The sequence below is a fragment of the Pelomonas caseinilytica genome, assembly GCF_021353235.1.
GTDB classification, from domain to species: Bacteria; Pseudomonadota; Gammaproteobacteria; order Burkholderiales; family Burkholderiaceae_C; genus Pelomonas; species Pelomonas caseinilytica.
The window spans coordinates 1-23136 of record NZ_JAJTWT010000009.1 but is presented as its reverse complement, the minus strand read 5'-3'; the positions used below and the strand labels follow the sequence as shown (position 1 = coordinate 23136).

Genomic DNA, 23136 nt, shown 5'->3' with positions numbered 1-23136 from the left:
AGGCTCCCCGTCAAGCCGCCGCGAAGGCGTCCCGCGTCAGGTTCTCGGGCGCCTGGCCACCGGCCCGGCAGGCCACGTCGTCCTCGATGCGCACGCCGCCATAACGCGACAGCCGCTCGACAGCGTCCCAGTCGACCTGGGCCGCGTGCGGCGACGCGCGCAGCTCGCGCAGCAGCATCGGGATGAAGTACAGGCCCGGCTCGATGGTCACCACCATGCCGGGCTGCAGGCGGCGCGTCAGGCGCAGGTAGCGGTGGCCCTCGGGCTTGTCGGCCACGCCGCCTGTCTCGCCGGCCATGAAGCCGCCGACGTCGTGCACCTGCAGGCCCAGCAGGTGGCCGATGCCGTGGGGGAAGAAGGCGTGGGTCACGCGCTGCTCGACCATGGCCTCCTCGCTCATCTTCACGAGGCCTGCGCCACGCAGCAGGCGGGCCGTGCGGCGGTGGGCGCTGAGGTGGATGTCCCGATAGTCCACGCCCTCGCGGACTTCGTCGACGAGGCCGAGCTGCTCGGCCTCCATGGCCGCGACGAGGGCGGCGAACTCGTCGTGCCCGGGCGCCGCCCAGGTGCGGGTGATGTCGCTGGCATAACCGTTCACCTGCGCACCGGCATCGATGAGGAAGCTGCGCGCCTCCGCCGGCGGGCTCTCGTCCTGGTACTGGTAGTGCAGCACCGCCGAATGCTCATTGAGGCCGACGATGTTGCCGTAGGGCAGGTCGCGATCGGTGTGGCCGCAGGCGACGAGGTAGGCCCGGTGGATGGCAGCCTCGCTCTCGCCGCGCAGGAAGGCCGCGCGGGCCGCCAGGTGCCCGGGCACGGCGCGGCGCTGGGCGGCGCGCATCTGCTCCAGCTCGTAGGGCGTCTTGGTGCCGCGGGCCCAGTGCAGCAGGTTGAGCAGCGGCTCGGGGTTGTTCGGCGCCAATCCGGGCAGGGCCGCATCCGCCTCGCCGAGGATGGCGGTACGCGGCGTGACGCAATCGGCCAGGGCCGCTGCGGCCTGGCCGGGCTCGCGGATGACGACCAGCTCCACGGCATCCACCCACTCGCCGCCGGGCGCGCTCGGCGGCACATGCCAGTAGTCGTCGGGCTGGTGGTAGACCACGCGCGGCCGCTTGCCGGGCCGCACGGCCAGCCAGCAGTGCGGGTGCTGGGTCAGCGGCAGCCAATGCTTGAAATGCGGATTGGGCTGGAAGAGATAGGGCCGGTCGTCGAGGAAGGCGTACTTCTCGATGCCGGCGGCGACCAGCAGCGTGTCGTGGCCCGTGCGCTCGAGGGCGGACTCGGCCTGGCGCTGCAGCGTGCCAAGGTGGTCGGTGTAGAGGCTCATGTGCCGCTCCTCGCGCTCACTTGCGGACGTAGGTGAGCTTCCTGGTGCCCCCATCACAGCTGCCGATGACCTTCGCCTCGCCCACCTTGTCGTTCTCGACGGCCGCGATCTCGTAGCCCTTGACGCCCTTCTCGTCGAGCTTGGCCGCAATCTCGGCCTTGAGTTCGTCGCAGGGCTTGGGAGCGGCGTGGGCGGCTGAGCCCAGCAGGGCGGCGGCGGAGAGGATCAGCGAGGCGGGCTTGGACATGGGATGAGGGCGGCTCGTGGAGGTGGAGTCGGGATTGTGGGGTAGCCCTGTGACCCGGCGGGTTGTGTTGTCAGTTGCTTTTGCCGAGAGCCTCAGGACTCGCTGCAAAAGCTACCAACAGCGTCTCCTCGACGCACCCGTCCCCTCCAGCCCCTCAACGCAGCCCGCTCACCTGCGCCTCCTTCGGCGCACTGATCACATACTCCGCCGTGAACCGCAGGCTCTGTCCCGCCGCGAGCGGCAGCTCCCACATCACCAGCCCGGGCTGCTTGCGCCAGGCCTGCGTCGCGGGCGCCGGGCTGAACTGGGTCTGCACCTTGATGTCCTCGTGCTGGGACACCGGCGCGGCCTCGACAAGCTGCAGCGTGATCGGCGACGACCCGGCGGCGTGCCGGTTCTCGACCATCCAGGCCCGGGCATAGCGGTGCTCGGCGCGGGCGCCGATGAAGCCGGTGTTGCCGGCATTGCGCTGCTCGGGTTCCACCTGGACCCGCACCGCCTCGTCCCGGCCGAAGGGCAGTTCCAGCCGCTCGTCACTGCCTGCGACATCGAGCGTGCTGCCGCCCACCAGCGCGCCGTCGCGCACCAGCTGCAGCGCGCCGCGCGGCCAGGCGCCGGCGGGCTTGGGGGCGTCCGCCACCAGGTAGGCCGCGGCCTCGCCCTGCGGTTGCACCCGCGTCAGCACCCGGGCCTGGATCTTCTCGCTGCCGAGGCCCAGGCTGGAGCGCTGGGTGCCGCTGTCGACGGTCACGCGCAGCGGCAGCATGAACTCCGTCGCGAAACTGCCCTGGAAGACGCTGAGGTCGAAGCGCTCGGGCTCGGCTTCGGCGACGCGCGAGGCGGCGAGGGACATCAACCCGGGCTTGGCTGGGACCGGGGCCGGCGCCGCGCGCATCTCCATGGCCGGAGCGGCGGGCATGGCCACGGGCCGGGCGATGTCCAGGGTCCACGGCCAGACCGGGTTCGGGCCGACCTTGGACGACGGCTGGGCCGTCGACAGGCGCAGCTTCACGTTCTTCCAGTCCTCGCCGCTTTGCTGCGACACCTGGGCCAGGCGCTCCAGCGTCACGGCGCCAGTGGCCGTGTCGAGCATGGCGCGGTAGCTCGGCGCCCAGCCGGCCTGGGTGAGGCGGTAGTGCAGCTTCAGCTCGGCCTCGCGGGTCGTGGACAGCCGCAGCCGCAGGCTGCGCCACTGCGGGTTGGCCGTGGCCAGGCGGTCGCGCTCGCCCTGCAAGGGGGCGAGCTGCTTGTCGAGGTCTTCGAGCTGGCGCTTGAGCTGGGCCTGGCGCAGCAGGGCCTCCTGGGCGGCCTTGCGGATGCTGTCGGCCGTCGCGCCGATGCCGGTGGCCGGCGTGGCGCGGGCCTCGCCCGAGCCCAAGGCCTTGAGGTAGCCGAGGCTGGCGTCGAGTGCGCTCGATTCGGCGGTCAGCTGGTCGCGCTGCTGCTCGAGCTTGCGAAGCTGCTCGTCGAGCGGGCCGTGGGCGCACTCCGGCGCGCGCTCGCGCGGCAGCGTCTCCAGCTGCACCGGACCGAGGTTGACGCCGGCCGGCGCCTCGACCTGCAGGGAGTCGGGGTCGAAGCGGGCCGACAGGCAGTTCAGCACCAGCTCGCGCGCACCGGCGGCGACGGTGGCCAGCCGGGTGACCTGGGCCCCGCCCGGGTAGACGAGGACTTCGTCGATGCGGCTGGACGATGGCGACTGGGCCAGCGCCAGCGCGGGCAGCAGGGTGGCGATCGACAGGAACTTGCTCTTCATGGGGCGGCCTCCGGTCCGCGTGGGCAGATGGGCGAAGGTAGCATCCCGGGCATGACCGACAACCGCAAAGCGCTGGTGCTTTTTTCCGGCGGCCAGGACTCCAGCACCTGCCTGGCCTGGGCCCTGGACCGTTACGCCGAGGTCGAGACCCTGGCCTTCGACTACGGCCAACGCCACCGCATCGAGCTGGACTGCCGGAATACCGTGCGGGCGGAGATGGCCCGCCGGTTCCCGCACTGGGCCGGCCGGCTCGGGGCGGACCACCTGCTGGACCTGTCCCTGCTCGGCCAGATCAGCGACACGGCGCTGACGAGCGAGCGTGCCATCGAGCTGCAGGCCAACGGGCTGCCCAACACCTTCGTGCCGGGGCGCAACCTGCTCTTCCTGACCTTCGCCGCCACGCTGGCCTACCGGCGCGGTGCCTCGGTGCTGGTGGGCGGCATGTGCGAGACCGATTTCTCCGGCTACCCCGACTGCCGCGACAACACGATGAAGGCCCTGCAGGTGGCGCTCAGCCTGGGCCTGGATGCGCCGATGACGCTGGAAACGCCGCTGATGTTCCTGACCAAGGCCGCCACCTGGCGCCTGGCCGAGCAACTGGGCGGCGAAGCGCTGGTGCAGCTCATCGTCGAGGACACCCACACCTGCTACCTCGGCGAACGCGGCGAACTGCACGACTGGGGGCATGGCTGCGGGCACTGCCCGGCGTGCGAACTGCGGGCCAAGGGATTTGCGGCCTACCGCGCCGGCACGGCATGACGACCTGGATGAACTGGCTGAACTGGCAGACCGCCGGCATCGCCGGCGCCGCCCTGCTCTTCTTCTGGGGCGTGGGCGCCTACAACCGGCTGATGGCGCTGCGCAATGCCATCGGCGAGGCCTTCACCCAGCTCGACGCCCACCTCAAGGATCGCGGCGAGGTCTGCGACAAGCTGCTGGCCGCCGTGGCGCCGCGGCTGCCCAGCGAGCAGGCCACCTTCGATGCCCTGGCCACCGCGCAGGCGGAGTCGCGCGCGGCGGCCCAGGCCTCGCGGGCCAAGCCCTGGGCGCCCGACCCGGTGGGCAGCCTGGCCGTCGCCAGCGCCCTGCACGCGGCGGCGCTGACGCGGCTGCTGTCGCTGCTGGACCACCAGGCCGAACTGCGCAGCGAAGCGGAGATCGACGCCCTGGTCAGCGAGCTCAAGCTCATCGAGCGCCAGCGCGCCTTCACGCGCCAGGTGTTCAACCAGGCCGTCGGCCAGTACAACGAGGCCCTGCAGCAGTTCCCGACGCGGGTGCTGGCCAACCTCTACGGCTTCCGCGAGGCCCGCTCGCTCTGACGCGCGGCGGCGCTCAGGCCACCTCGATCGCGCCGGAGGCGCACATCTCGCGGAAGAGCGCAGCCATGGCGGCGCCGCTCATGGCGTAGGGGTCGAGCCGGCCGGTCTCGGAGTACTTCAGCAGCAGGGCGTGGTTGAGCCGCTGCAGGTTGACCTGGCCCATGGTCCAGCCGGGGAAGTCGCGCTCCGCGATCTCTTCGTAGCCGAGCAGGGTGACGGCCTCGTGGCGCCTGTCCTCGACGATGCGCTTGTAGCGGGCGTTGATGGCGTCGCGGCCACCCTCCAGCACCTGGACGAAGACGCCGTCGGAGAAGCACAGCAGGCCGGTGATGCCCTCGGCCGGGTTGTGCTCGCGCGAGGCCTTGAGGATGGCGGCGAAGTCGCCGTCGCTCAGCCCCGCGGTCGCGCGGCTGGCGTACATGAGGCGGACAAGCATGGTTCAGCCCTTCGCAATCAATGACAGGAATTCGCGCCGCAGGCTCGCATCCTTGAGGAAGGCGCCGCGCATGACGCTGTTGGTCATCTTGGACTCGCTGTCCTTCACGCCGCGCCAGTGCATGCAGAAATGGTCGGCCTCCATGACGAGGGCCAGGCCGTCGGGCTGCACGCGCTCCTGCAGGGCGTTGGCCAGCATGGTGACCGCCTCCTCCTGGATCTGCGGCCGGCTCATGATCCAGTCGGTCAGGCGCACGTATTTGGACAGGCCGATGAGGTTGGAATGCTCGTTGGGCAGCAGGCCGATCCAGACCTTGCCCATGATGGGACAGAGGTGGTGGGAGCAGGCGCTGCGCACGGTGATCGGCCCGACGATCATCAGCTCGTTGAGCCGGCTCACGTTGGGAAACTCGGTGACCGGCGGCGGCGGCGCATAGCGGCCCGCGAACACCTCGCGCACGAACATCTTGGCCACGCGCTTGGCGGTCTCCTGGGTGTTGTGGTCGCTTTCGGTGTCGATGACCAGGCTCTTCAGCACCTCCTGCATCCGCGCCTGCACCTCGTCCTGCAGGGCGTCCAGCTCGCCGGGCTGGATGAAGGCGGCGATGTTGTCGTTGGCGTGGTGGCGGCAGCCGGCCGACACGAGGCGGTAGCGGATGCGCTCGGAGACCGGCAGGCCGGCGTCGTCGGGGGCAGGGGCGTTCATGGCAGCGGATTTTGCTGCGGTTGCCACTTCTACACTGGCGCCATGTCCCAAAGCCCCTCGAGTGCCGGTCACGGCGCCCCCCTGCACCGGCTGCTGCTGCAGGCCGCCGACGCGGTGCAGGGCGTGCGCGAAGGCAGGTCCCTGACCGACCTGCTGGCCCGCGTGCCCGCCGAACTGCGCCCCGGCACGCAGGCCCTGGCCTTCGCCGCGCTGCGCCGCCTGGGCAGCGCCGAGGCCGCGCGCCAGCAACTCGCCCCCAAGGCGCCGCCACCGCGCGTCGATGCGCTGCTGCTGACGGCGCTGGCCCTGCTGTGGCCCGACGCCGACCCGGCGGCGACGCCGATGTATGCCGACCACACCCTCGTCGACCAGGCCGTGAACGCCGCCAAGCAGCGCGCCCCGGCCAGCGCCGCCTTCGTCAACGCCGTGCTGCGCCGCTTCCTGCGCGAGCGCGAGGCCCTGGTCGCGGCGGCCGAACGCAGCCCGCTGGGCGCCTTCAACCACCCGGCCTGGTGGATCGAGAAGCTCAAGCAGGACTGGCCCGCGCAGTGGCAGGCCATCCTGGCGGCGAACAACCGGCCGCCGCCGATGACGCTGCGGGTACACGCCCAGCGCGCCACGGCGGCCGACTACGTGGAGCGCCTGGCCGCCCTGGGCATCGCGGCGCGGGCCACGGGCGCGCCCACGCCCCAGGCGGTGGTGCTGGACAAGCCCATGCCGGTGTCGGCCCTGCCGGGCTTCGCCGAAGGGCTGGTCTCGGTGCAGGATGCGGCCGCCCAGCTTGCCGCGCCGCTGGTCGTCGGCGCGGGCCTGCGGCCGGGCGCCCGGGTGCTCGACGCCTGCGCCGCGCCCGGCGGCAAGACGGCCCACCTGCTGGAGCTGCAGCCCGACCTGCAGCTCACCGCCCTGGATGCCGACGCCCAGCGCCTCACCCGCGTGCAGGACAACCTCAACCGCCTGGGCCAGAAGGCCACGCTGAAGGCGGCAGACGCCCGCCAGACCGCCGCCTGGTGGGACGGCCAGCCCTTCGACGCCATCCTGCTCGACGCCCCCTGCAGCGCCTCGGGCATCGTGCGCCGCCACCCCGACGTGCGCTGGCTGCGCCGGCCCGACGACGTCACCGCCCTGGCCCGGGTCCAGGCCGAACTGCTGGACGCCCTGTGGCCCCTGCTGGCGCCCGGCGGGCGCCTGGTCTATGCGACCTGTTCGGTCTTCCGCGCCGAAGGCCAGGCCCAGCTCGACGCGTTTTTGCAACGCCAAGCTGACGCGAAGTCCCACGCCGTGCCCGGCATCACGGGCCACCTGCTGCCCCTGGCCGACAATGGAAACGCCGTCTCGCCCCCTGACGGCTTTTTCTACGCCCTGTTGACCAAGCGCTGATTTGTTGTTCGCCCGCCTCGCCATCGCCAGCTTCCTCGCCGTGCTGCTCGCCCTGTTGCCGGGCGCCGCGCGGGCCGACGGCGTCGAGCTCGTGCAGCTGTCGACGCAGCGCTCCGAAGACGGGCTCGACCTCAGCTTCACGACCCGCTTCGAGCTCAGCCGCGCCGCGGAGGACGCGCTGCACAAGGGCGTGCCCCTGTACTTCGTGGCCGAGGCGGCCGTGCTGCGCAGCCGCTGGTACTGGCGCGACGCCCGCATCGGCCGCGTCGAGCGCGTCTGGCGCCTGTCGTGGCAGCCGCTGTGGCGCCAGTACCGGGTCTCCAACGGCGGGCTGCACCAGAGCTTCGCGACGCTGGAGGAGGCCCTCGCCTCTCTGCGCGGCGTCAGCGGCTGGCGCATCGCCGAAGCCAAGGACCTCGAGGACGGCGGCGGCTACTACCTCGAGTTCAGCTACAGGCTCGACGTCACCCAGCTGCCCCGGCCCATGCAGATCGGCCCGCAGACCGGCTTCGCGCTCGGCGTCGAGCAGAAGCGCAACTTCGCGGCCGACTTCAGCCTCAAATGACGAAGACGGCGCGCTGGGGCTGGGTCATCACCCTGGTGACTCTCACCGGCGTGGCCGGCGTGCTGGCCTTCGTGCTGATCGTCGGCACGACGTCGGAACGCCGCTTCTTCGAGCGCCACTACGAGTGGCTGTTCTGGGTCAATGTGGCCGTCGCAGCGGTGCTGACCCTGGTCATCCTCGTGGCCGCGGTGCGCCTGGTCGTGCGCGTGCGGCGCGGGCGCTTCGGCAGCCGGCTGCTGTTCAAGCTGGCCGGCATCTTCGCGCTGGTCGGCGTGGTGCCGGGGCTGATGATCTACGCCGTCTCCTACCAGTTCGTGAACCGCAGCATCGAGAGCTGGTTCGACGTGCGCCTGGCCAGCGCGCTGGAGGCCGGCCTCAACCTCGGCCGCGGCACGCTCGACGCCATGGTGGCCGACCTCGGCACCCGCACCCGCGACGCCGCCGACCAGTTCGCCGACAGTAGCGCGCCGGAGCTGCTCGCGCTGGAGCGCGTGCGCGACAAGCTCGGCGCGCGCACCGTCGCCATCGTCAGCGGCAAGGGCCAGATCCTCGTCGAGAGCGGCGGCGACACCCGGCAGCTCACGCCCGACCGCCCCAGCGACAGCATGCTGATCCGCGCCCGCGGCGGCGCGCCGGCCAGCCAGCTCGAAGGCCTGGAGGACGAGGCCGAGGCCCTGCAGGGCGGCGCCCAGATCCGCGCCCTGGCCCTGCTGCCCAACACCGAGCTGCGCCTGGGCCTGGGAGAGCGCTACCTGATGGTCATCCAGCGCATTCCGGCGGCCATGCTGTCCAACGCCCTGGCCGTGCAGGCCGCCAACAACGAATACCAGCAGCGCTCGCTGGAGCGGGTCGGCCTGCGGCGCATGTACCTCGGCACGCTGACCCTGGTGCTCATCCTGGCCGTGTTCGGCGCCCTGCTGCTGGCGGTGACCCTGGGCAACCAGCTCGCGCGGCCGCTGCTGCTGCTGGCCGACGGCGTGAGGCAGGTGGCCCAGGGCGACCTCTCGGTGCGCCCCGTGCTCGCCACGCGCGACGAACTCGGCGGCCTGACGCGCTCCTTCGCCGACATGACGGGCCAGCTGGCCGACGCACGCGCCCAGGTGTCGCGCACCGTGGCCGAGCTCGACGCCGCCCGCACCCACCTCCAGACCATCCTCGACAACCTCACCGCCGGCGTCCTCGTCTTCGATGCCGACGGCCGGCTCGAGACGGTCAACCCCGGCGCCACGCGCGTGCTGCGCCTGCCGTTGTCGGCCTACGTCGGCCAGCCGCTGGCCGAGGTGCCGGGTCTGGCCGACTTCTCCGCCGCGCTGGACCAGCGCTTCGACCAGAGCGCCGGCAACGAGGGCGAGCGCGGCATGGACCGCGAGCTCTGGCAGGAGTCCTTCGAGCTGCAGCTCGACCCCCGCCACGACCCGCTGACCCTGCTCGTGCGCGGCGCGCCGCTGCCGCAGGGCGCCCGCCTCGTCGTCTTCGACGACATCTCCGAGGTGGTCTCCGCCCAGCGCTCGGCGGCCTGGAGCGAGGTCGCGCGCCGCCTGGCCCACGAGATCAAGAACCCGCTCACGCCCATCCAGCTCTCGGCCGAGCGGCTGCAGCACAAGCTGGAGGCCAAGCTCGAAGGGACCGACCAGGCCATGCTCGTGCGCTCCGTCGCCACCATCGTCAACCAGGTGCAGGCGATGAAGCAGCTGGTCAACGAGTTCCGCGACTACGCGCGGCTGCCCTCGGCGCAACTCAAGCCCCTGGACCTCAACGCCCTCGTCCACGAGGTGCTCAGCCTCTACGCCGAGCCCCAGGACCGGGGCCGCCTGGCGGCCGAGCTGGCGCCGCAGCTGCCCTGCATCAAGGGCGATGCCAGCCAGCTGCGCCAGGTCATCCACAACCTCGTGCAGAACGCCCTCGACGCCGTGCACGACCGCCCCGACGGCCACGTCGTCGTGCGCTCTTCGCTCGCGCTGAGCGAGACCGGCGCGCCGCGCGCCGTGCGCTTGCACATCGTCGACAACGGCCCCGGCTTCGCCGAGAAAGTGCTCAAGCGCGCCTTCGAACCCTACGTGACGACCAAGACCAAGGGCACGGGCCTCGGCCTTGCCGTGGTCAAGAAGATCGCCGACGAGCACGGCGCCCGCATCGCGCTGCGCAACCTCCATCCCGCTTCCGATGCGGGTTCTCCCCCTGACAGCGGGCCCGAGGCCGCCGTGATCGGCGCACAAGTTTCGCTATCATTTTCCAACCTGGCGCCAGCCACCGAGCCCGGTGCGGCCGGCGCCAAGACCTAAGGATTCATGGCCACCATTCTTGTTGTCGACGACGAGCTGGGCATTCGCGCCCTGCTGTCCGAAATCCTCAGCGACGAGGGGCACACCATCGAGCTAGCGGAGAACGCCACCCAGGCGCGGGCGGTGCGCGACCGCATGCGGCCCGACCTGGTGCTGCTCGACATCTGGATGCCCGACGTCGACGGCGTCACCCTGCTGAAGGAATGGGGCGGCGCCGGCCTGCTCACCATGCCCGTCATCATGATGAGCGGCCACGGCACCATCGACACGGCGGTCGAGGCCACCAAGTTCGGCGCCATCGCCTTCCTCGAAAAGCCCATCACGCTGCAGAAGCTGCTGCGCGCCGTCGAGCAGGCCCTGGTCAAGACCGCGCCGCCGCGCCCCGCGCCGGCGGCCCCCGGCCTGTCCAGCTACGTGCGGCCCGAGCCGGGCGTGCTGCCCGCCGCGCCCGTCCACGCCGCCAGCCTGACGAGCCATCTGCCGGCCGGCAACAGCAACGTGCTGGCCTCCGAGCAGAGCTTCGAGCTCGACCGCCCGCTGCGCGAGGCGCGCGACGCCTTCGAGAAGAGCTACTTCGAGTTCCACCTCGCCAAGGAGAACGGCTCCATGACCCGCGTGGCCGAGAAGACCGGCCTGGAGCGCACCCACCTCTACCGCAAGCTCAAGCAGCTCGGAGTCGACCTGAGCCGCAACAAGCGCGGCGCCGGGGGCTGACGAGGCCCCGCGGCTTGTGCTACAGTCGCGGACTTCGCTGGGCGGCCCCAAGCCGCTCAAGTGAGCAGAACATGGCCAAGTAGCTCAGTTGGTAGAGCAGCGGATTGAAAATCCGCGTGTCGGTGGTTCGATTCCGCCCTTGGCCACCATCTAGCTGTCCCGCGTGGACCCTGAAAAGCTCAAAACCCTTTACGCATCAAAGGGTTAGCCAGAAAGAGGCGGCTCAGGAAGTCCCGGGAAATCCCCGGAAATCTCGTCGTTGCGTGTACCCGTTGGTGTACCCCAGACTGCCTCTCAACCGCAGTCGATTTTGGGTACACCATGGGCCAACTGAACGAGCTCCAGATCAAGGCGGCACAGCCGCGCGCTACCGAATACCTCCTCGCCGATGGTGAGGGGCTGTACCTTCGTGTACGGCCCACCGCCAAGGTGTGGGTCTACCGCTACAAGCGCGGTGGCAAGGAGGCCAAACTGAGCCTGGGGCACTACCCCGCACTGTCGCTGGCCGCGGCCCGGAAGAAGTCTCGGGAAGAGGCAGAGAAGCTGGCCGGCGGCACAGATCCTCGGGTTGCGCGCCGTGAAGAGCACGAGCGGCAACGTGTCGCCCACCTCAGCACGTTTGAGCGGACCGCTCGCGCCTGGCACTCGCAGGCATGGAAGGACCGTAAGTGGTCAGTGAGCGTCCAGTCCGACCATCTTGAAGACCGGGTAGGCGCATAGGAGCCTCGTGTCCACCTCAACTTTGGTGGACACGTATGACCTTGCCTGATCAGCCCGTTGGCACCCGGCGTCGCCGCCGTCTGCACAGCGACGAATTCAAGGCCAATGCCGTTGCGGCCTGCATGCAGCCCGGGGTGTCGATGGCCGCCGTGGCGATGGCTCATGGCATCAACGCCAACTTGCTGCGCCGCTGGGTGCGGGAGGTGGAGATGAAGATACCCCCGGGTGCGCCCGGCAAGAGCGTGCGCAACGTAGAAGCTCCGTCTGTGAAGTCCGTGTTCGTGCCGCTGGCGCTGCCCGCGCCTGCGGCGCCGACGCCACCACCGACGGCCGACATCCGCATCGAGCTGCAGCGCGGCGCGACAGCCGTCACGGTGACGTGGCCGGCTACTGCGGCCAGCGAGTGCGCGGCGTGGATGCGCGAGCTGCTTCGATGATCCGTATCGACGCCATGTGGCTGTCGGCCGAGCCCATCGACATGCGCGCCGGTACCGAGCGGCTGCTCGCCCGCGTCGTGCAGGTGTTCGGTGTCGCCCAGGCCCATCACGGCTACCTCTTCGCGAACGCCCGCGGCACGCGCATCAAGCTGCTCGTGCACGACGGCTTCGGCGTGTGGTGCGCCGCCCGTCGGCTGAACGTCGGTCGCTTCGTCTGGGCAGCGGGTTCCACGCCATCCCTGGCGCTCACCGCCGCTCAATTCGACGCCCTGGTGCTGGGCCTGCCGTGGCAGCGCCTGCCCGAGCTCAGCAGCATCACGCGAGCCTGAGCGCGGCCGGCATGCCGACCCTGAATCGGTTGACAGTGCATGTGCTCATGGGCCTTGTTGGTCAGCTCTGGCACGATGCCACGCATGCTCGGCATGCGTGGTCTTCCCTCCACTGATCCTCAGGGCCTCTCGCCCGAGGTCGCCGCGCTGATTGCCCAACTGCAGCAGCAGGTGCAGGACCAGGCGCAGCAGCTCGCCGAGCGTGACGCGCAATTGCTGCGCAAGGACCGCGAGATCGCGCTGCGCGAAGCCAAGATCGAGAAGATCCAGTTCGAGCTCGCGCGCCTGAAGCGCTGGACGTACGGGGTGAAGTCCGAAGCGATGAACGCCGACCAGCGTCGCCTGTTCGAAGAGACGCTGGCCGAGGACGAGGCCGCGCTGCAAGCCCAACTCGAGCGCCTGCGCCGTGAGGCCGAGGCCGCTGCAGCGGCGGCCGGAACGAAGCCCAAGGCCCCGCCGCGCAAGCCCCGCCGCAATGCATTGCCCGAGCACCTGCGCCGCGTGGAGCACCGCCATGAGCCCGACAGCACCGACTGCCAGGAGCCCGGTTGCGGGCGCCCCATGAAGCGCATCGGTGAGGACGTCACCGAGCGGCTGGACATCGTGCCGGCCGAGTTCTTCGTGCACCGCCACATCTACGGCAAGTGGGCCTGCCGGCACTGCCAGGTGCTCAAGCAGGCCCCGAGCGTGCCGGAGATCGTCGAGGGCGGCATCGCCGCCAGCGGGTTCCTTGCGCACACGGCGATCAGCCGCTTCGTGGATCACCTGCCGTACTACCGGCAGGAGAGCATCAACGCCCGCTCGCGTGTGCACACCCCACGCTCGACCTTGGCGGCCGGCACGGGCCAGGTCGGCGCGGCGCTGGAGCCGCTGTACGACCTGCACAAGCACTTCGTCCTCGCGTGCGCCGTGCTGCACGCTGACGAGACGCCGGTGGCCCTACTGGACCCTGGCGCAGGCAAGACCCGCCGGGCCTACATGTGGGCCTACGCGCGAAGTTGGCACGATGCGGTGCCAGGCGTCATTTACGACTTCTGCCGGGGGCGCGGGACGCAGTACCCCGTGGCGTTCCTCAACGGCGACGACAGACTTGGCCTGCGACGATGGACCGGGACGTTGCTCACCGATCGCTACGGGGCGTACGACACCGTGGCCGACCCGCAGCATTACCCCGGCCGCATCAGCGCTGCCTGCGCAGCGCATGCACGCCGGAACTTCGACGAGCTCACGCACGACGGCACGAGTCCCATCGGACTGGACGCGCTGCGGCGGTTCGCGCGCATCTACGAAGTCGAGGGCGAGCTCAAGGGCCTCAGGGATGACGAACGCAGAGCGCAGCGGCAGCGGCTGGCCAAGCCGCTGTGGGAGGAACTGCAGCAATGGCTCAGCCTGGAGCGACGGCTCGTCCCCGATGGCGGCGCCGCGGCCAAGGCGATCGACTACACGCTGGGGCACTGGGTGGCGCTGACGCGGCACCTGGAGGACGGGGCTGTGGCCATCGACAACAACCACCTGGAGCGGCAGATCAAGCCCTGGGCGATGGGACGCAAAGCATGGCAGTTCGTGGGCAGCGAGCTCGCCGGCCAGAGGGCCGCCATCATCATGAGCCTGGTGCAGTCGGCGCGGCTGAACGGGCACGACCCCTGGGCCTACCTGCGCGACGTGTTGGAGCGACTGCCGACGCTGCCCTACAGCCGACTCGAGGAGCTCCTGCCTCACCGCTGGACTTCACCGCTGACTTGAGCAACTGGCCGCCGTCAAGGTGGCTCGGCCAGACGCTCACAGTGGTCAGCCTCCTATGCCGAGAAGGTGATCCGCCACTTGGAATTGCACGTCTTTCCGTGGCTCGGTGAACGGGAGATGGTGTCCCTGCTTGGCCGCAACCTCGCGTAGCGCGTCCAGGCCGCCCGCGCGATTGCGTATGAGCCCACCGTCCCACAGCGAATGAAGGTTGTAGCCGCGACCGAAGGCCTGAACCTGATACAGGTTGCCGCCTTTGTCCCCTTTGAAGCCAGCATGCAGCGGCTGGTGCAGGTCGCCTAGCGCAGGGTGCTGGCGCTCATGCCCACCAGCTTGAGGGCTCGGCGTTCGCTCAAGCCTTTGTCCTGCAACTGCCGCACGACCTCGCGCCGCGCCGCCACGGCCATCACTTTCCCTTGAGCACCTCGCGCATCGCGTCGATCTCGAGCATCGAGTTGGCCAGCAGCTTCTTGAGCTTCGTGTTCTCGGCCTCCAGCGTCTTCAGCCGCTGCGCGTCCGACACGTTCATGCCGCCGAACTTGGCCTTCCAAGCGTAGTAGCTCGGCTCGCTGAAGCCATGCTTCCTGCACAGCTCCTTGACCGGCAGGCCAGCATCGGCCTCACGCAGGAATCCAATGATCTGTTCCTCGGTGTATCGCTTCTTCATCGGTCCGATCTCCGTCTCGGGTTGATCGGACTCTAGAACTACCTGCTGCGAATCTCAGGGGGCAGCGCATATTCACTCCGATCAGGGCTGGCACTATCAGATGCCCGCGTACCGCAAACAACTCAGCGCACACGGGCTGACGCAAAGCATGTCTCGAAAGGGCAATTGCCTGGACAACGCGGCCATGGAGAGCTTCTTCGGCACCCTCAAGTCAGAGTTCTTCTACCTCAACAAGTTCATTGGCGTCGCAGACCTGAAGTCAGGCTTGCGCCGCTACATTCGCTACTACAACCATCAGCGCATCAAGCTCAAGCTCAACGGGTTGAGCCCGGTGCAGTACCGGCTGCTGGGCATGAACGCCTAGCGTCCGACCGTCCAACTTCTGGGGGTCAGTTCAAACCCGGGGCGGTTCAGTCTCGCGCCGGCTGCGGCTTTGTATGCGGACGGCCACGCCAGTCGCCGACAACCGTGGAGGTTTGGAACCGGAAGATCGCGTAACCGGATTGGCCCGTTTCAGTGTTGTTTGAGCAGGCCGAGCGCAGCCGCGAAGGGCGGTACGGAGCGTGGCCGGTAATCGCTGCCCTCGGCGACCACGAAGACAGATTATCCCTGTAGACCTTTTGCCCCTCAGTCCCGCTATGCTGCCAATCTTGAGCGCCGGCCGCGCTATGTCGCGTGTTACGGAATCGAGCCAGCGTAGCAGTCGCTCGCCAACCGGTCTGGATGTCGTGATGTGTGAGGCGGGGCCGAGCGGTGCTAACACTTAGAAGGAACAATGACGAAAGTTGCTATGTTATCGCAGAAGGATCGAGTTAGAGCGCATATCGCCGAAACGTGGAGCTACTTACATGGTGACGTTTTTGTTCAATTGTTGACGCTCACGGAGGGATGCTATGCGTCAGGCGCACCTTCGGTCGCAGCTGTGATGGCACTCTTCCTCGATGACGGAACAATGTTGTCACGGCTGCGATGTGCGGGATTAAGAGGCTCAAACGTCCAAGACGTTAAAGACCATATCGCAAAACATCTCGGATGCCTGGATTCGTGGGATGCCGAAATCCTCGTTGAGTCTTGCGCAGCACTAGTGCCATCGCCTGGCGCCGCTATTGCTGTGCCGGAGTTGCTCGGTATCATTGTCTTGCGTAGCGCGAACCGCCTGCCTTTGGCCCCGGTGATGGCGGTACTCGGCCGAGAAGAATGCTTAGATCGGATCGCGCATGCGCTAACCGTATTCCGCCTTGCGGAGACTATTGGCTAACCGGGATAGCCAGCACCTTCAGCTTTTGATTCGGCGAGTGGATGCCGTTGTGAGGTTGCGAGCCTTCGCTGGCTGGCATCAGCACTGTGGCGTATGCAATGGCGACTTCCGAAGTAGGCTGCGCGAGTTTGGACGTGATGCTTTGCCAAGCACTCCAGCTTGCTCACAGCCATGGTCATAAACTGAGTTGATTAGTTTATAGCGGGCTGTATTGACCCAGTGAAAGCCTGCTCAGGTGTTACCGTCGAAAGGAAGACACCGTGAGTACGTTGATGGACGAAGAGATCAAGCGCTGGACGGCCAAGCGCAAGACGGCGTTGGTGCTGGAGATCATCCAGGGCAAGACCAGCGTGTCGGAGGCAAGCAGGACATATGACCTGCCGCCATCGGAGATCGAGAGCTGGATGGAAGACGGCCGCCGGGGCATGGAGAACGCCCTGAAGGCCAACCCGCAGGATGTGCGCGAGCAGTACGAGCGCCAGCTCAAGGAGCTGCAGGAGGCGTACGGCGAGGCGATGCTGGAGCTGCGCGCCAGAAAAAAATTGCAGTCCCTGCTGGGCGAGGACGAGAAGTGATCGAGACGATCCGCCAGGGACTGCAAGCCGACGGCATCACCGTCTCGATCAGCAAACTGTGCAAGTGGTTTGAGGTGCCCAGGCGCACGGTGTACTACCGGCCCGTCAAAGCCAGCCCGTCGCTGCAGGAGCGCTTCGTCACGCCCATCAAGGCCATGATCGAAGAGAACCCGTCGTTCGGTTACCGGACGGTGGCGCACCTGTTGGGGTTCAACAAGAACACGGTGCAGCGCATCTTCCAGCTCAAGGGCTGGCAGGTGCGCAAGCGGCCCGTGGGCTTCAGGCCGAGGATCCAGTCGCTGCCGTCGGTGGCCAAGGCGCCCAATGAGCGCTGGGCGACGGACATGTGCCGGGTCTGGGCGGGGCGTGACGGCTGGACGACGCTGGCGCTGGTGATCGACTGCCACAGCCGTGAGCTGCTGGGCTGGCACCTGTCGCGCAGCGGTCGATCCAAGACGGCCGAGTCGGCACTGGAGCAGGCGCTGATCGCGCGGTTCGGCACGCTGGGCCGAGTGCCGGCGCCGTTCCTGCTGCGCTCGGACAACGGCCTGGTCTTCACCAGCCGCAGCTTCACAGCGCTGGTCAGGAGCTATGGGATGCAGCAGGAGTTCATCACGCCGCACAACCCGGAGCAGAACGGATTGGTTGAGCGGGTGATCCGCACGCTCAAGGAGCAGTGCGTGCACCGCCACCGCTTCGAGTCGCTGCAACACGCCAGTCGCCTGATCGGCGACTGGATTCACTTCTACAACCACCAGCGCCCACACCAGGCGCTGAACATGAAGACCCCCGCTGAGGCATTCGCATTAGCGGCCTGACCTGTGCAGGTTCTGCTGGGTCAATACAGCTACGGCTATCGGCGCATCACTCACGAGTTGCGTCAGGGAGGCCAGGCGGTGAATCACAAGACCGTGCAGCGGCTGATGAACAGCCTCGGCCTGAAGTCACTGGTTCGGCCGAAGCGATATCGCTCCTACCAGGGCGAGCTGGCCCCATCGCCGAACTTGCTCGATCGCCAGTTCAGCGCAGCACGGCCGAATGAGAAGTGGGTGACCGACGTGACCGAATTTAACGTCCGCGGCGCCAAGCTCTACCTGTCGCCTGTCATGGATCTCTACAACGGAGAAATCGTGACCTTCGAGATGCAGGAGAGGCCCCTGTACTCTCTTGTTGGGAACATGCTCAAGAAGGCGCTCTCGAAGCTGCAGGGCTGCAGAGCAGCACCGCTTATTCACTCCGATCAGGGCTGGCACTATCAGATGCCCGCGTACCGCAAACAACTCAGCGCACACGGGCTGACGCAAAGCATGTCTCGAAAGGGCAATTGCCTGGACAACGCGGCCATGGAGAGCTTCTTCGGCACCCTCAAGTCAGAGTTCTTCTACCTCAACAAGTTCATTGGCGTCGCAGACCTGAAGTCAGGCTTGCGCCGCTACATTCGCTACTACAACCATCAGCGCATCAAGCTCAAGCTCAACGGGTTGAGCCCGGTGCAGTACCGGCTGCTGGGCATGAACGCCTAGCGTCCGACCGTCCAACTTCTGGGGGTCAGTTCAAACCCGGGGCGGTTCAGCGCGCTCGAAAGCATGAGTTATGCTCAGATCAGGGAGGGAATAGCGCTCCAGGCAGGGGCGAAGAGGCAGCAAAGCGCCCATGCCGGCCGCTAATGGCAATTGCTCGCGTGCGATCTTAAGTCTGGACCGCACCGCCGGCAGTGCAGATAAGGCGATTCGATCACAGGTCCTGTTGCTCACAGCCTCGAACACTTAGGTTAGGGCCCCGGTGGCGTCGCCAGACTGCTTCGTTACAAGTTCGGGACCGCTTCGTCATGAGTTTAGCCCGACGGCAGCTATTTTGCCGAGGGCGCTCTCCAGCATTCATTCTTCCGCATGACAGTTGGCGATTTCTGAGGTCCGACTTTTCTCGCCCAATTAGCTGTGTTGGTGTGGAGCTGTTCTCCTTGAACGGTGGTCCGCCTCAGAAGACTAGCGTCGTGTTGCACCGCAAGTTCCCGCGTTCTCTGTCGTGTGGGTTTGCCTACGCGGGTGTTTGTGAACTGTCGGACCGCAACGCAGCTCGGGCGGTGATAGCGGCGACATCTGACGCGTTGAATTGCCTTGACAACGCATCCAACTCCGCCGCCCTGCTCAGCTGATCGCGACGGCTAGCCTTTGGTGGTCCATCGCTTTGACAGGCGCAACTCATACGCTGCGAAAAATCCAGACTCAGCTCCGTGGCGGGTACTCTGCAACGTGAATTTGCACCGAAATTGTGTAAAAAACATGGTTGATCGAAAAAGAATCCCGGGCTTGACTGATGCGAGGCGATGGCTATTGCCCGCTCCGGACGGCGGCATCGTTGACGCATATCTGATTCGATACGATTTGGAGAAGTTTAATCCCATCGCATTTGAAGTTGGTGATATTCACCTGCCTTTGGAGGTCGGGCGCAGTGTGGTCAAGCGTCAAGCTGAGTTCTTTTTTGGACGGTTGGCTGCTAAACGTGCGCTTGAGAATTTAGGCAGTGAGCAGTTGGATGTTTCAATCGGTTCTCACCGACAACCCTTGTGGCCCGACGACTTTGTGGGAAGCATCACGCATAGCGCAGGTCATGCTGCTGCATTGGTATTGCGGAAAGGGCGTTGGAATGCAGTGGGGATCGATATAGAAAATGTCTCGGAGACTTCTTTGCAAGGGCTTATCGACGTAGTAGTCGATCATCTGGAACTAAGTTATCTGCAGACAATAAGGGCTGCCCTCCCAATCTCAACCTTAGTTTTGCTCGTCTTTTCGGCCAAGGAGGCTTTCTTTAAAGCGGCTTTTTCTAGCGTGGGACGCTATTTTGACTTTTCTTCAGTGCGCGTCACTGGCATTGATTTTGCGGGTGGCCAGCTAATTCTTCAGTTGCAAGAGTCGTTGGCGAAGAATCTTATTGCGGGCGCGATTTGCACTATCAATTTCGGTTTTCTTGATTTTAATATATTATTTTCTGTTTGTATTTGGTAGTATGTTTGTGGGTCAGGCCTTGATTTGCGATTGGCAGGTTTTCTCAAAGCATACCTATTCTTGCTATGTTGGGTATATCAAGTGCTGCGCATGAATTTGTGGCACTTGTGTACTAAAATAAAGCGGTGTCGCCATGTCAGAGTTTGGTGAAGACGATGGAAATGAGGATGGTGTCGATAGGGTTCAGAATCGGCGCCTTTTTCCAGAGTTGCTTAAGTTTCGTGCTCAGAATGAACCGATGGGCTTGGCTTATCGTTTTTTTAACGGCCAATCAATTCCGAAAACCCTAACATTTTTAGAGTTGCATGAACAATGTAATAAACTCGCCAGTATTCTGGTCGAGCGTGGGTGGGAAGCTCAGCGAGTCTTGTTGGTATGCAAAAGTGAATTCAATTTTGTAGTCGCATTCCACGCTTGCCTGCTCGCAGGCGTTGTCGCAGTTCCAACTGCACCGCCGCGCCGCCAGATGTTGCATCAGCGGTTGGAACTCTTGGCCGCGGATTCCTCAGCTGTGGGAATACTGTGCGATTTTGATGAGATTGCGCAGACTGATTTTCGAGCCCGAGATCGCGCTTGGCATGCGATTGATCTTCGCACCTTGCGTTTGGATGTTGGGGCTAGCGCTTTAAATGCTCGAAGCGCGAAACCACAAGACATTGCTTTTCTTCAGTACACCTCTGGTTCGACGGGCGCTCCTAAAGGGGTGGCTGTGAGCCATTTTAACCTCATTGATAACAGCGAGCGCATTCGGCTTGCCATGGGCGTTAAGCCAACGTCCGCGGTATTGGTCGGGTTGCCTCTATTTCATGACATGGGGTTGGTGGGCGGGGTGTTGCAATCTCTCTTTGCGGGTTGCTCAGCCAGCTTTTTGCGCCCTGCGGAATTGGTTCAGTATCCTGAGCGTTGGCTTGAATTAATCTCTCGATACGGCATCACAATCAGCGGCGGCCCCAATTTCATGTACGAACTTGCTACTCGTGAAGTTCGACCGGAGTCTATGAGAGGACTTGATTTGAGTTCATGGATGGTGGCCTTTTGCGGGGCTGAGCCTATCCGAGCATCTACTGTCCGCAACTTCAGTGAGAAATTTGCAAGTGTCGGGTTTGATTCACGCGCTTTTTTCCCATGTTACGGTATGGCAGAGGCAACGCTGCTAATCACGGGTGGCCCCGCGAGGCAGATGCCGGTGGTAACTAAGCGCGAAGAAGTTGATATTGTTGGGTGTGGTCATGCAACGCCTGGGCTGCTGGTGTGTGTTGTAGATCCGGATTCGCGGCGGCTTTTGCCAGATGGACAGGTGGGCGAAATTTGGGTCGCCGGGCATAGCGTCGCCAGAGGTTATTGGCAGAACGAGCCCCAGACTGAGCGTACTTTTCATGCTCAGCTGACGCAATTTCCTGGCCGGAATTTTTTGCGCACCGGTGATTTGGGTTGGTTGGAGAGCGGCCAGCTATTTGTGAGTGGTCGATTGAAGGACCTTATCATTATTAATGGCCGCAAGTATTTCCCTCATGACATCGAAGAAACGGTCGAGCGGTATTGCACGCCTATACGGCGAGGGGGCGTAATTGCCATCGGGGTGGCGGCTCCTGGGGGTGAGGAGGAGCTGGTTGTAGTTGCCGAGCTGGACCGAATGGCTCTTCGAAAAACGGAGAGTTGGGTAGATCAAAAGGCGATGATTCGACGAGCTGTTCAGGTTGAACATGGCCTGCCCTTGGCAGATGTTGTGTTTCTGCGGCCGGGTGAACTGCCGCGTACCTCCAGTGGAAAGCTTCGCCGCTCACAGTGTCGTGATGATTATCTTTTGCGAAGTAAATCGTAATGGTGTCCGGGCTGGTGGGCGCGGAATTCCTGTGAAGGAGCGGTGCTTTCGCTGTTTTGTATTGGATATTGCTCGTTAATCATGAATGACTTGGATACGCTGATTCAAATTCTTTCAGCCCATATGGATTCAAGATCTACCGTCGTGACAGCGCAAACGCACTTGGATGACTTGGGTATGGACTCGCTAATGAGCTTGCGATTTGCTCGCGCCGTTCAGGACCGTCTAGGCATTGTCATTGAGCTCGAAGATCTGTTTGATTGCTTGACGGTTGAAGATTTGGCTGCGCATTTGCGCTCGCGAAATTCCTGAGTTACGCGGCATTGCCCGAGGTATAGATATGTCCACTGATGATCGTGTGCAATGGTTTCCCCTGTCTCAGGCGCAGCGCAGCCGTTGGTTCCAGTATTGCTTGGATCCGGCGGGCCGGGGGCGGCATAACAATATCTTCACCTTACGCCTGCATGGAGAATTCAACGAGGTTTGCTGGCATGCGGCGTTGTTGACCGTTGTGCGGCGTCATCCCATGCTGCGTGCGCGATTTTCCGACGAGAGCGGTGAGCCGTTGCAGTGTTTTGGAAAGAGTGCGCGGGTTTGTTGGCAAGTTGTGGATGCGCGCGGTTTAAATCAAGTTCAGCTTGAGCAGGCGGTTGCGGGAGAGGCGGTGAAACCTTTGGACCTTTCAGCAGAAGGGAGTCCTTTGAGGGTCACTGTCTTTAAATGTGAAACCACCACAGTTCTGTTGCTAGCGCTGGATCATCTTGTGAGTGACGGCTGGTCATACTGGATGCTCGTTTCGGAGTGGGGGGCTGAAGTGACGGGCGCGAAGGAGGTAAAAGCTTCTACTTTAAATTATGCCGATTACGTTAGTCGGCAGAAGAAATGGCTTGAGGGAACGGAGGCGCAGTCGCAATTGGCTTATTGGCAAGATGCTCTGCAAGGATCTTTGCCGGTTTTGCGCCTCCACTTCGCTGAGCGTGCGCAGGCTTTAGCGCCTAACCCTCAAGTTTTAAGCCTGACCTTGCCTAGGAGTCTGGTGCAAGGCTTGTCAATCAGTTCTGGAAAGTCAAGAAATTCATTATTCGTTAGTCTTTTACTCGCATATAAGTTGGCGTTATGGCGATTTACTGGTCAGAGTGACTTGATTATTGGCTGCCCAATGCCCGCTCGCGGAGATGGTGAATGGGATGCCGTTTGTGGTGATTTTGTTAATGTTATTCCGCTGCGGAGTTTTTTTGATGGTAAGGAGCGTCTTAATGAGGTGATGCGTGCAGTTCGCCGCACAGCGCTGCGCGGTATGACTGCCCAAGACTATCCTTTCGCACTCATGGTAGAGCGATTGGGTTTGTCCAGAGGCGTCCATCATCCTGTATTTCAAGTCATGTTTGCCTTTCAGAAGGCGCGTCACGATGGCGGTCTTCACAAACTGTGGCAAATAGATGGTTCTTGTGGCCCCGAGTTGGCATGGGGAGGTGTGAAGGCTTCTGCATTCCCATTCGCACAAGGTATGGGTGCCCATGGCCTCGAAATGACGCTCCAGACGTTGGAGATAGATGGTGAGGTGCGTTGCGATTTTTGTTTTGATGCCGGTCGACATGAGCTAGTTGGCATCAAGCGGCTGGCTGATGCCTTTGTTAGCTTCCTAACGCTCATGATTGATGGGGATGATCAGGCGCCGTTAGATGAGTTGAGTGTGTTGAGAGAGGGAGAGCGCGAGCAAGTGCTGTTCGGCTTCAACGCGACGCAGGCCGAGTATCCGCAGCAGGCGCTGATTCAAGAGCTGTTTGAGGCGCAGGTTAAGCGCAGCCCGCAGGCCACGGCGCTGGTGTATGAAGAGCAAAGCCTGAGCTAT

Annotated in this window: 22 protein-coding genes, 1 tRNA gene and 3 pseudogenes; 19 read left to right on the top strand and 7 right to left on the bottom strand. The window is 64.8% G+C overall.

Annotated features, from left to right (window positions below; translation table 11 throughout):
- Positions 1-10: 10 nt before the first annotated feature.
- The 3 genes from pepQ to LXT12_RS19435 form a co-directional block, all read right to left on the bottom strand.
- Entirely contained in the window at positions 11-1327 is a 1317-nt protein-coding gene (pepQ, locus tag LXT12_RS19445) for a Xaa-Pro dipeptidase (RefSeq protein WP_233393952.1), read from the bottom strand.
- Positions 1328-1343: 16 nt separating this feature from the next.
- Complete coding sequence (locus tag LXT12_RS19440) at positions 1344-1574, bottom strand: DUF1161 domain-containing protein (RefSeq protein ID WP_233393951.1); 231 nt, start codon at positions 1572-1574, stop codon at positions 1344-1346.
- A 154-nt stretch (positions 1575-1728) separates the two neighbouring features.
- Positions 1729-3330, bottom strand: a complete 1602-nt coding sequence (locus LXT12_RS19435; RefSeq protein ID WP_233393950.1) for a DUF4139 domain-containing protein — start codon at positions 3328-3330, stop codon at positions 1729-1731.
- Between the two features lie 51 nt (positions 3331-3381).
- On the opposite strand from LXT12_RS19435, the gene queC reads away from it, so the two are divergent.
- Together queC and LXT12_RS19425 are read left to right on the top strand one after the other, a co-directional pair.
- A complete protein-coding gene (gene queC, locus LXT12_RS19430; RefSeq protein WP_233393949.1) occupies positions 3382-4089 on the top strand; it encodes a 7-cyano-7-deazaguanine synthase QueC in 708 nt (235 codons plus the stop codon).
- Between the two features lie 8 nt (positions 4090-4097).
- Positions 4098-4649 carry a LemA family protein gene (locus tag LXT12_RS19425; RefSeq protein WP_233393948.1) on the top strand — a complete coding sequence of 184 codons (552 nt, stop codon included), beginning with the start codon at positions 4098-4100 and terminating at the stop codon, positions 4647-4649.
- 13 nt (positions 4650-4662) lie between these two features.
- Here the strand turns inward: LXT12_RS19425 and LXT12_RS19420 are convergent, their stop codons facing one another.
- A complete protein-coding gene (locus tag LXT12_RS19420) occupies positions 4663-5085 on the bottom strand; it encodes a BLUF domain-containing protein (RefSeq protein WP_233393947.1) in 423 nt (140 codons plus the stop codon).
- 3 nt (positions 5086-5088) lie between these two features.
- Positions 5089-5790 carry a GTP cyclohydrolase I gene (folE, locus tag LXT12_RS19415; RefSeq protein ID WP_233393946.1) on the bottom strand — a complete coding sequence of 234 codons (702 nt, stop codon included), beginning with the start codon at positions 5788-5790 and terminating at the stop codon, positions 5089-5091.
- A 42-nt stretch (positions 5791-5832) separates the two neighbouring features.
- Here folE and rsmB point away from each other — a divergent pair, with 42 nt between their 5' ends.
- The 9 genes from rsmB (at position 5833) to tnpC (ending at position 13960) form a co-directional block, all read left to right on the top strand.
- Positions 5833-7170 carry a 16S rRNA (cytosine(967)-C(5))-methyltransferase RsmB gene (gene rsmB / locus LXT12_RS19410; protein ID WP_233393945.1) on the top strand — a complete coding sequence of 446 codons (1338 nt, stop codon included), beginning with the start codon at positions 5833-5835 and terminating at the stop codon, positions 7168-7170.
- Between the two features lie 4 nt (positions 7171-7174).
- Positions 7175-7735 (top strand): DUF4390 domain-containing protein, encoded by a 561-nt coding sequence (locus tag LXT12_RS19405; protein ID WP_233393944.1) that lies wholly within the window; start codon positions 7175-7177, stop codon positions 7733-7735.
- On the top strand, positions 7732-10017 hold the full coding sequence (locus LXT12_RS19400) for a sensor histidine kinase (RefSeq protein WP_233393943.1): 2286 nt from the start codon (positions 7732-7734) through the stop codon (positions 10015-10017). The genes LXT12_RS19405 and LXT12_RS19400 overlap by 4 nt, the downstream gene beginning before the upstream one ends.
- Before the next feature lie 6 nt (positions 10018-10023).
- Positions 10024-10731 carry a response regulator gene (locus tag LXT12_RS19395; protein ID WP_233393942.1) on the top strand — a complete coding sequence of 236 codons (708 nt, stop codon included), beginning with the start codon at positions 10024-10026 and terminating at the stop codon, positions 10729-10731.
- Positions 10732-10804: 73 nt separating this feature from the next.
- A tRNA-Phe gene (locus LXT12_RS19390) sits at positions 10805-10880 on the top strand.
- Positions 10881-11052: 172 nt separating this feature from the next.
- The gene (locus LXT12_RS19385; protein ID WP_233393941.1) at positions 11053-11451 is read left to right on the top strand and encodes an Arm DNA-binding domain-containing protein; all 399 of its coding nucleotides are present in this window, start codon (positions 11053-11055) and stop codon (positions 11449-11451) included.
- Positions 11452-11486: 35 nt separating this feature from the next.
- Positions 11487-11888 carry an IS66-like element accessory protein TnpA gene (tnpA, locus tag LXT12_RS19380; RefSeq protein ID WP_233393940.1) on the top strand — a complete coding sequence of 134 codons (402 nt, stop codon included), beginning with the start codon at positions 11487-11489 and terminating at the stop codon, positions 11886-11888.
- Positions 11885-12217 (top strand): IS66 family insertion sequence element accessory protein TnpB, encoded by a 333-nt coding sequence (gene tnpB, locus LXT12_RS19375; RefSeq protein ID WP_233393939.1) that lies wholly within the window; start codon positions 11885-11887, stop codon positions 12215-12217. The genes tnpA and tnpB overlap by 4 nt, the downstream gene beginning before the upstream one ends.
- Before the next feature lie 84 nt (positions 12218-12301).
- Complete coding sequence (gene tnpC / locus LXT12_RS19370; RefSeq protein ID WP_233393938.1) at positions 12302-13960, top strand: IS66 family transposase; 1659 nt, start codon at positions 12302-12304, stop codon at positions 13958-13960.
- A gap of 45 nt (positions 13961-14005) precedes the next feature.
- Here the strand turns inward: tnpC and LXT12_RS27150 are convergent, their stop codons facing one another.
- Together LXT12_RS27150 and LXT12_RS19365 are read right to left on the bottom strand one after the other, a co-directional pair.
- Positions 14006-14203 (bottom strand): hypothetical protein, encoded by a 198-nt coding sequence (locus tag LXT12_RS27150; protein WP_419964785.1) that lies wholly within the window; start codon positions 14201-14203, stop codon positions 14006-14008.
- Positions 14204-14259: 56 nt separating this feature from the next.
- A pseudogene (locus tag LXT12_RS19365) lies at positions 14260-14624 on the bottom strand (transposase); the annotation flags it as partial.
- A 70-nt stretch (positions 14625-14694) separates the two neighbouring features.
- On the opposite strand from LXT12_RS19365, the pseudogene LXT12_RS19360 reads away from it, so the two are divergent.
- The 8 genes and pseudogenes from LXT12_RS19360 to LXT12_RS19325 form a co-directional block, all read left to right on the top strand.
- Positions 14695-14988: pseudogene (locus LXT12_RS19360) on the top strand (IS3 family transposase); the annotation flags it as partial.
- A gap of 1154 nt (positions 14989-16142) precedes the next feature.
- Positions 16143-16457, top strand: a complete 315-nt coding sequence (locus LXT12_RS19355) for a DUF1153 domain-containing protein (RefSeq protein WP_183106904.1) — start codon at positions 16143-16145, stop codon at positions 16455-16457.
- On the top strand, positions 16454-17275 hold the full coding sequence (locus LXT12_RS19350; RefSeq protein ID WP_233393937.1) for an IS3 family transposase: 822 nt from the start codon (positions 16454-16456) through the stop codon (positions 17273-17275). Before LXT12_RS19355 ends, LXT12_RS19350 begins: the two co-directional genes overlap by 4 nt.
- A gap of 30 nt (positions 17276-17305) precedes the next feature.
- Positions 17306-17980 (top strand): annotated as a pseudogene (locus tag LXT12_RS19345) (IS3 family transposase); the annotation flags it as partial.
- Between the two features lie 759 nt (positions 17981-18739).
- Positions 18740-19462, top strand: a complete 723-nt coding sequence (locus LXT12_RS19340) for a 4'-phosphopantetheinyl transferase family protein (RefSeq protein WP_233393936.1) — start codon at positions 18740-18742, stop codon at positions 19460-19462.
- 133 nt (positions 19463-19595) lie between these two features.
- On the top strand, positions 19596-21284 hold the full coding sequence (locus LXT12_RS19335; protein ID WP_233393935.1) for a fatty acyl-AMP ligase: 1689 nt from the start codon (positions 19596-19598) through the stop codon (positions 21282-21284).
- Between the two features lie 81 nt (positions 21285-21365).
- Positions 21366-21596: an acyl carrier protein gene (locus LXT12_RS19330; protein WP_233393934.1), complete on the top strand. Its 231-nt coding sequence runs from the start codon at positions 21366-21368 to the stop codon at positions 21594-21596.
- Between the two features lie 28 nt (positions 21597-21624).
- On the top strand, positions 21625-23136 hold a 1512-nt coding region (locus LXT12_RS19325), incomplete at its 3' end, for a condensation domain-containing protein (protein ID WP_233393933.1).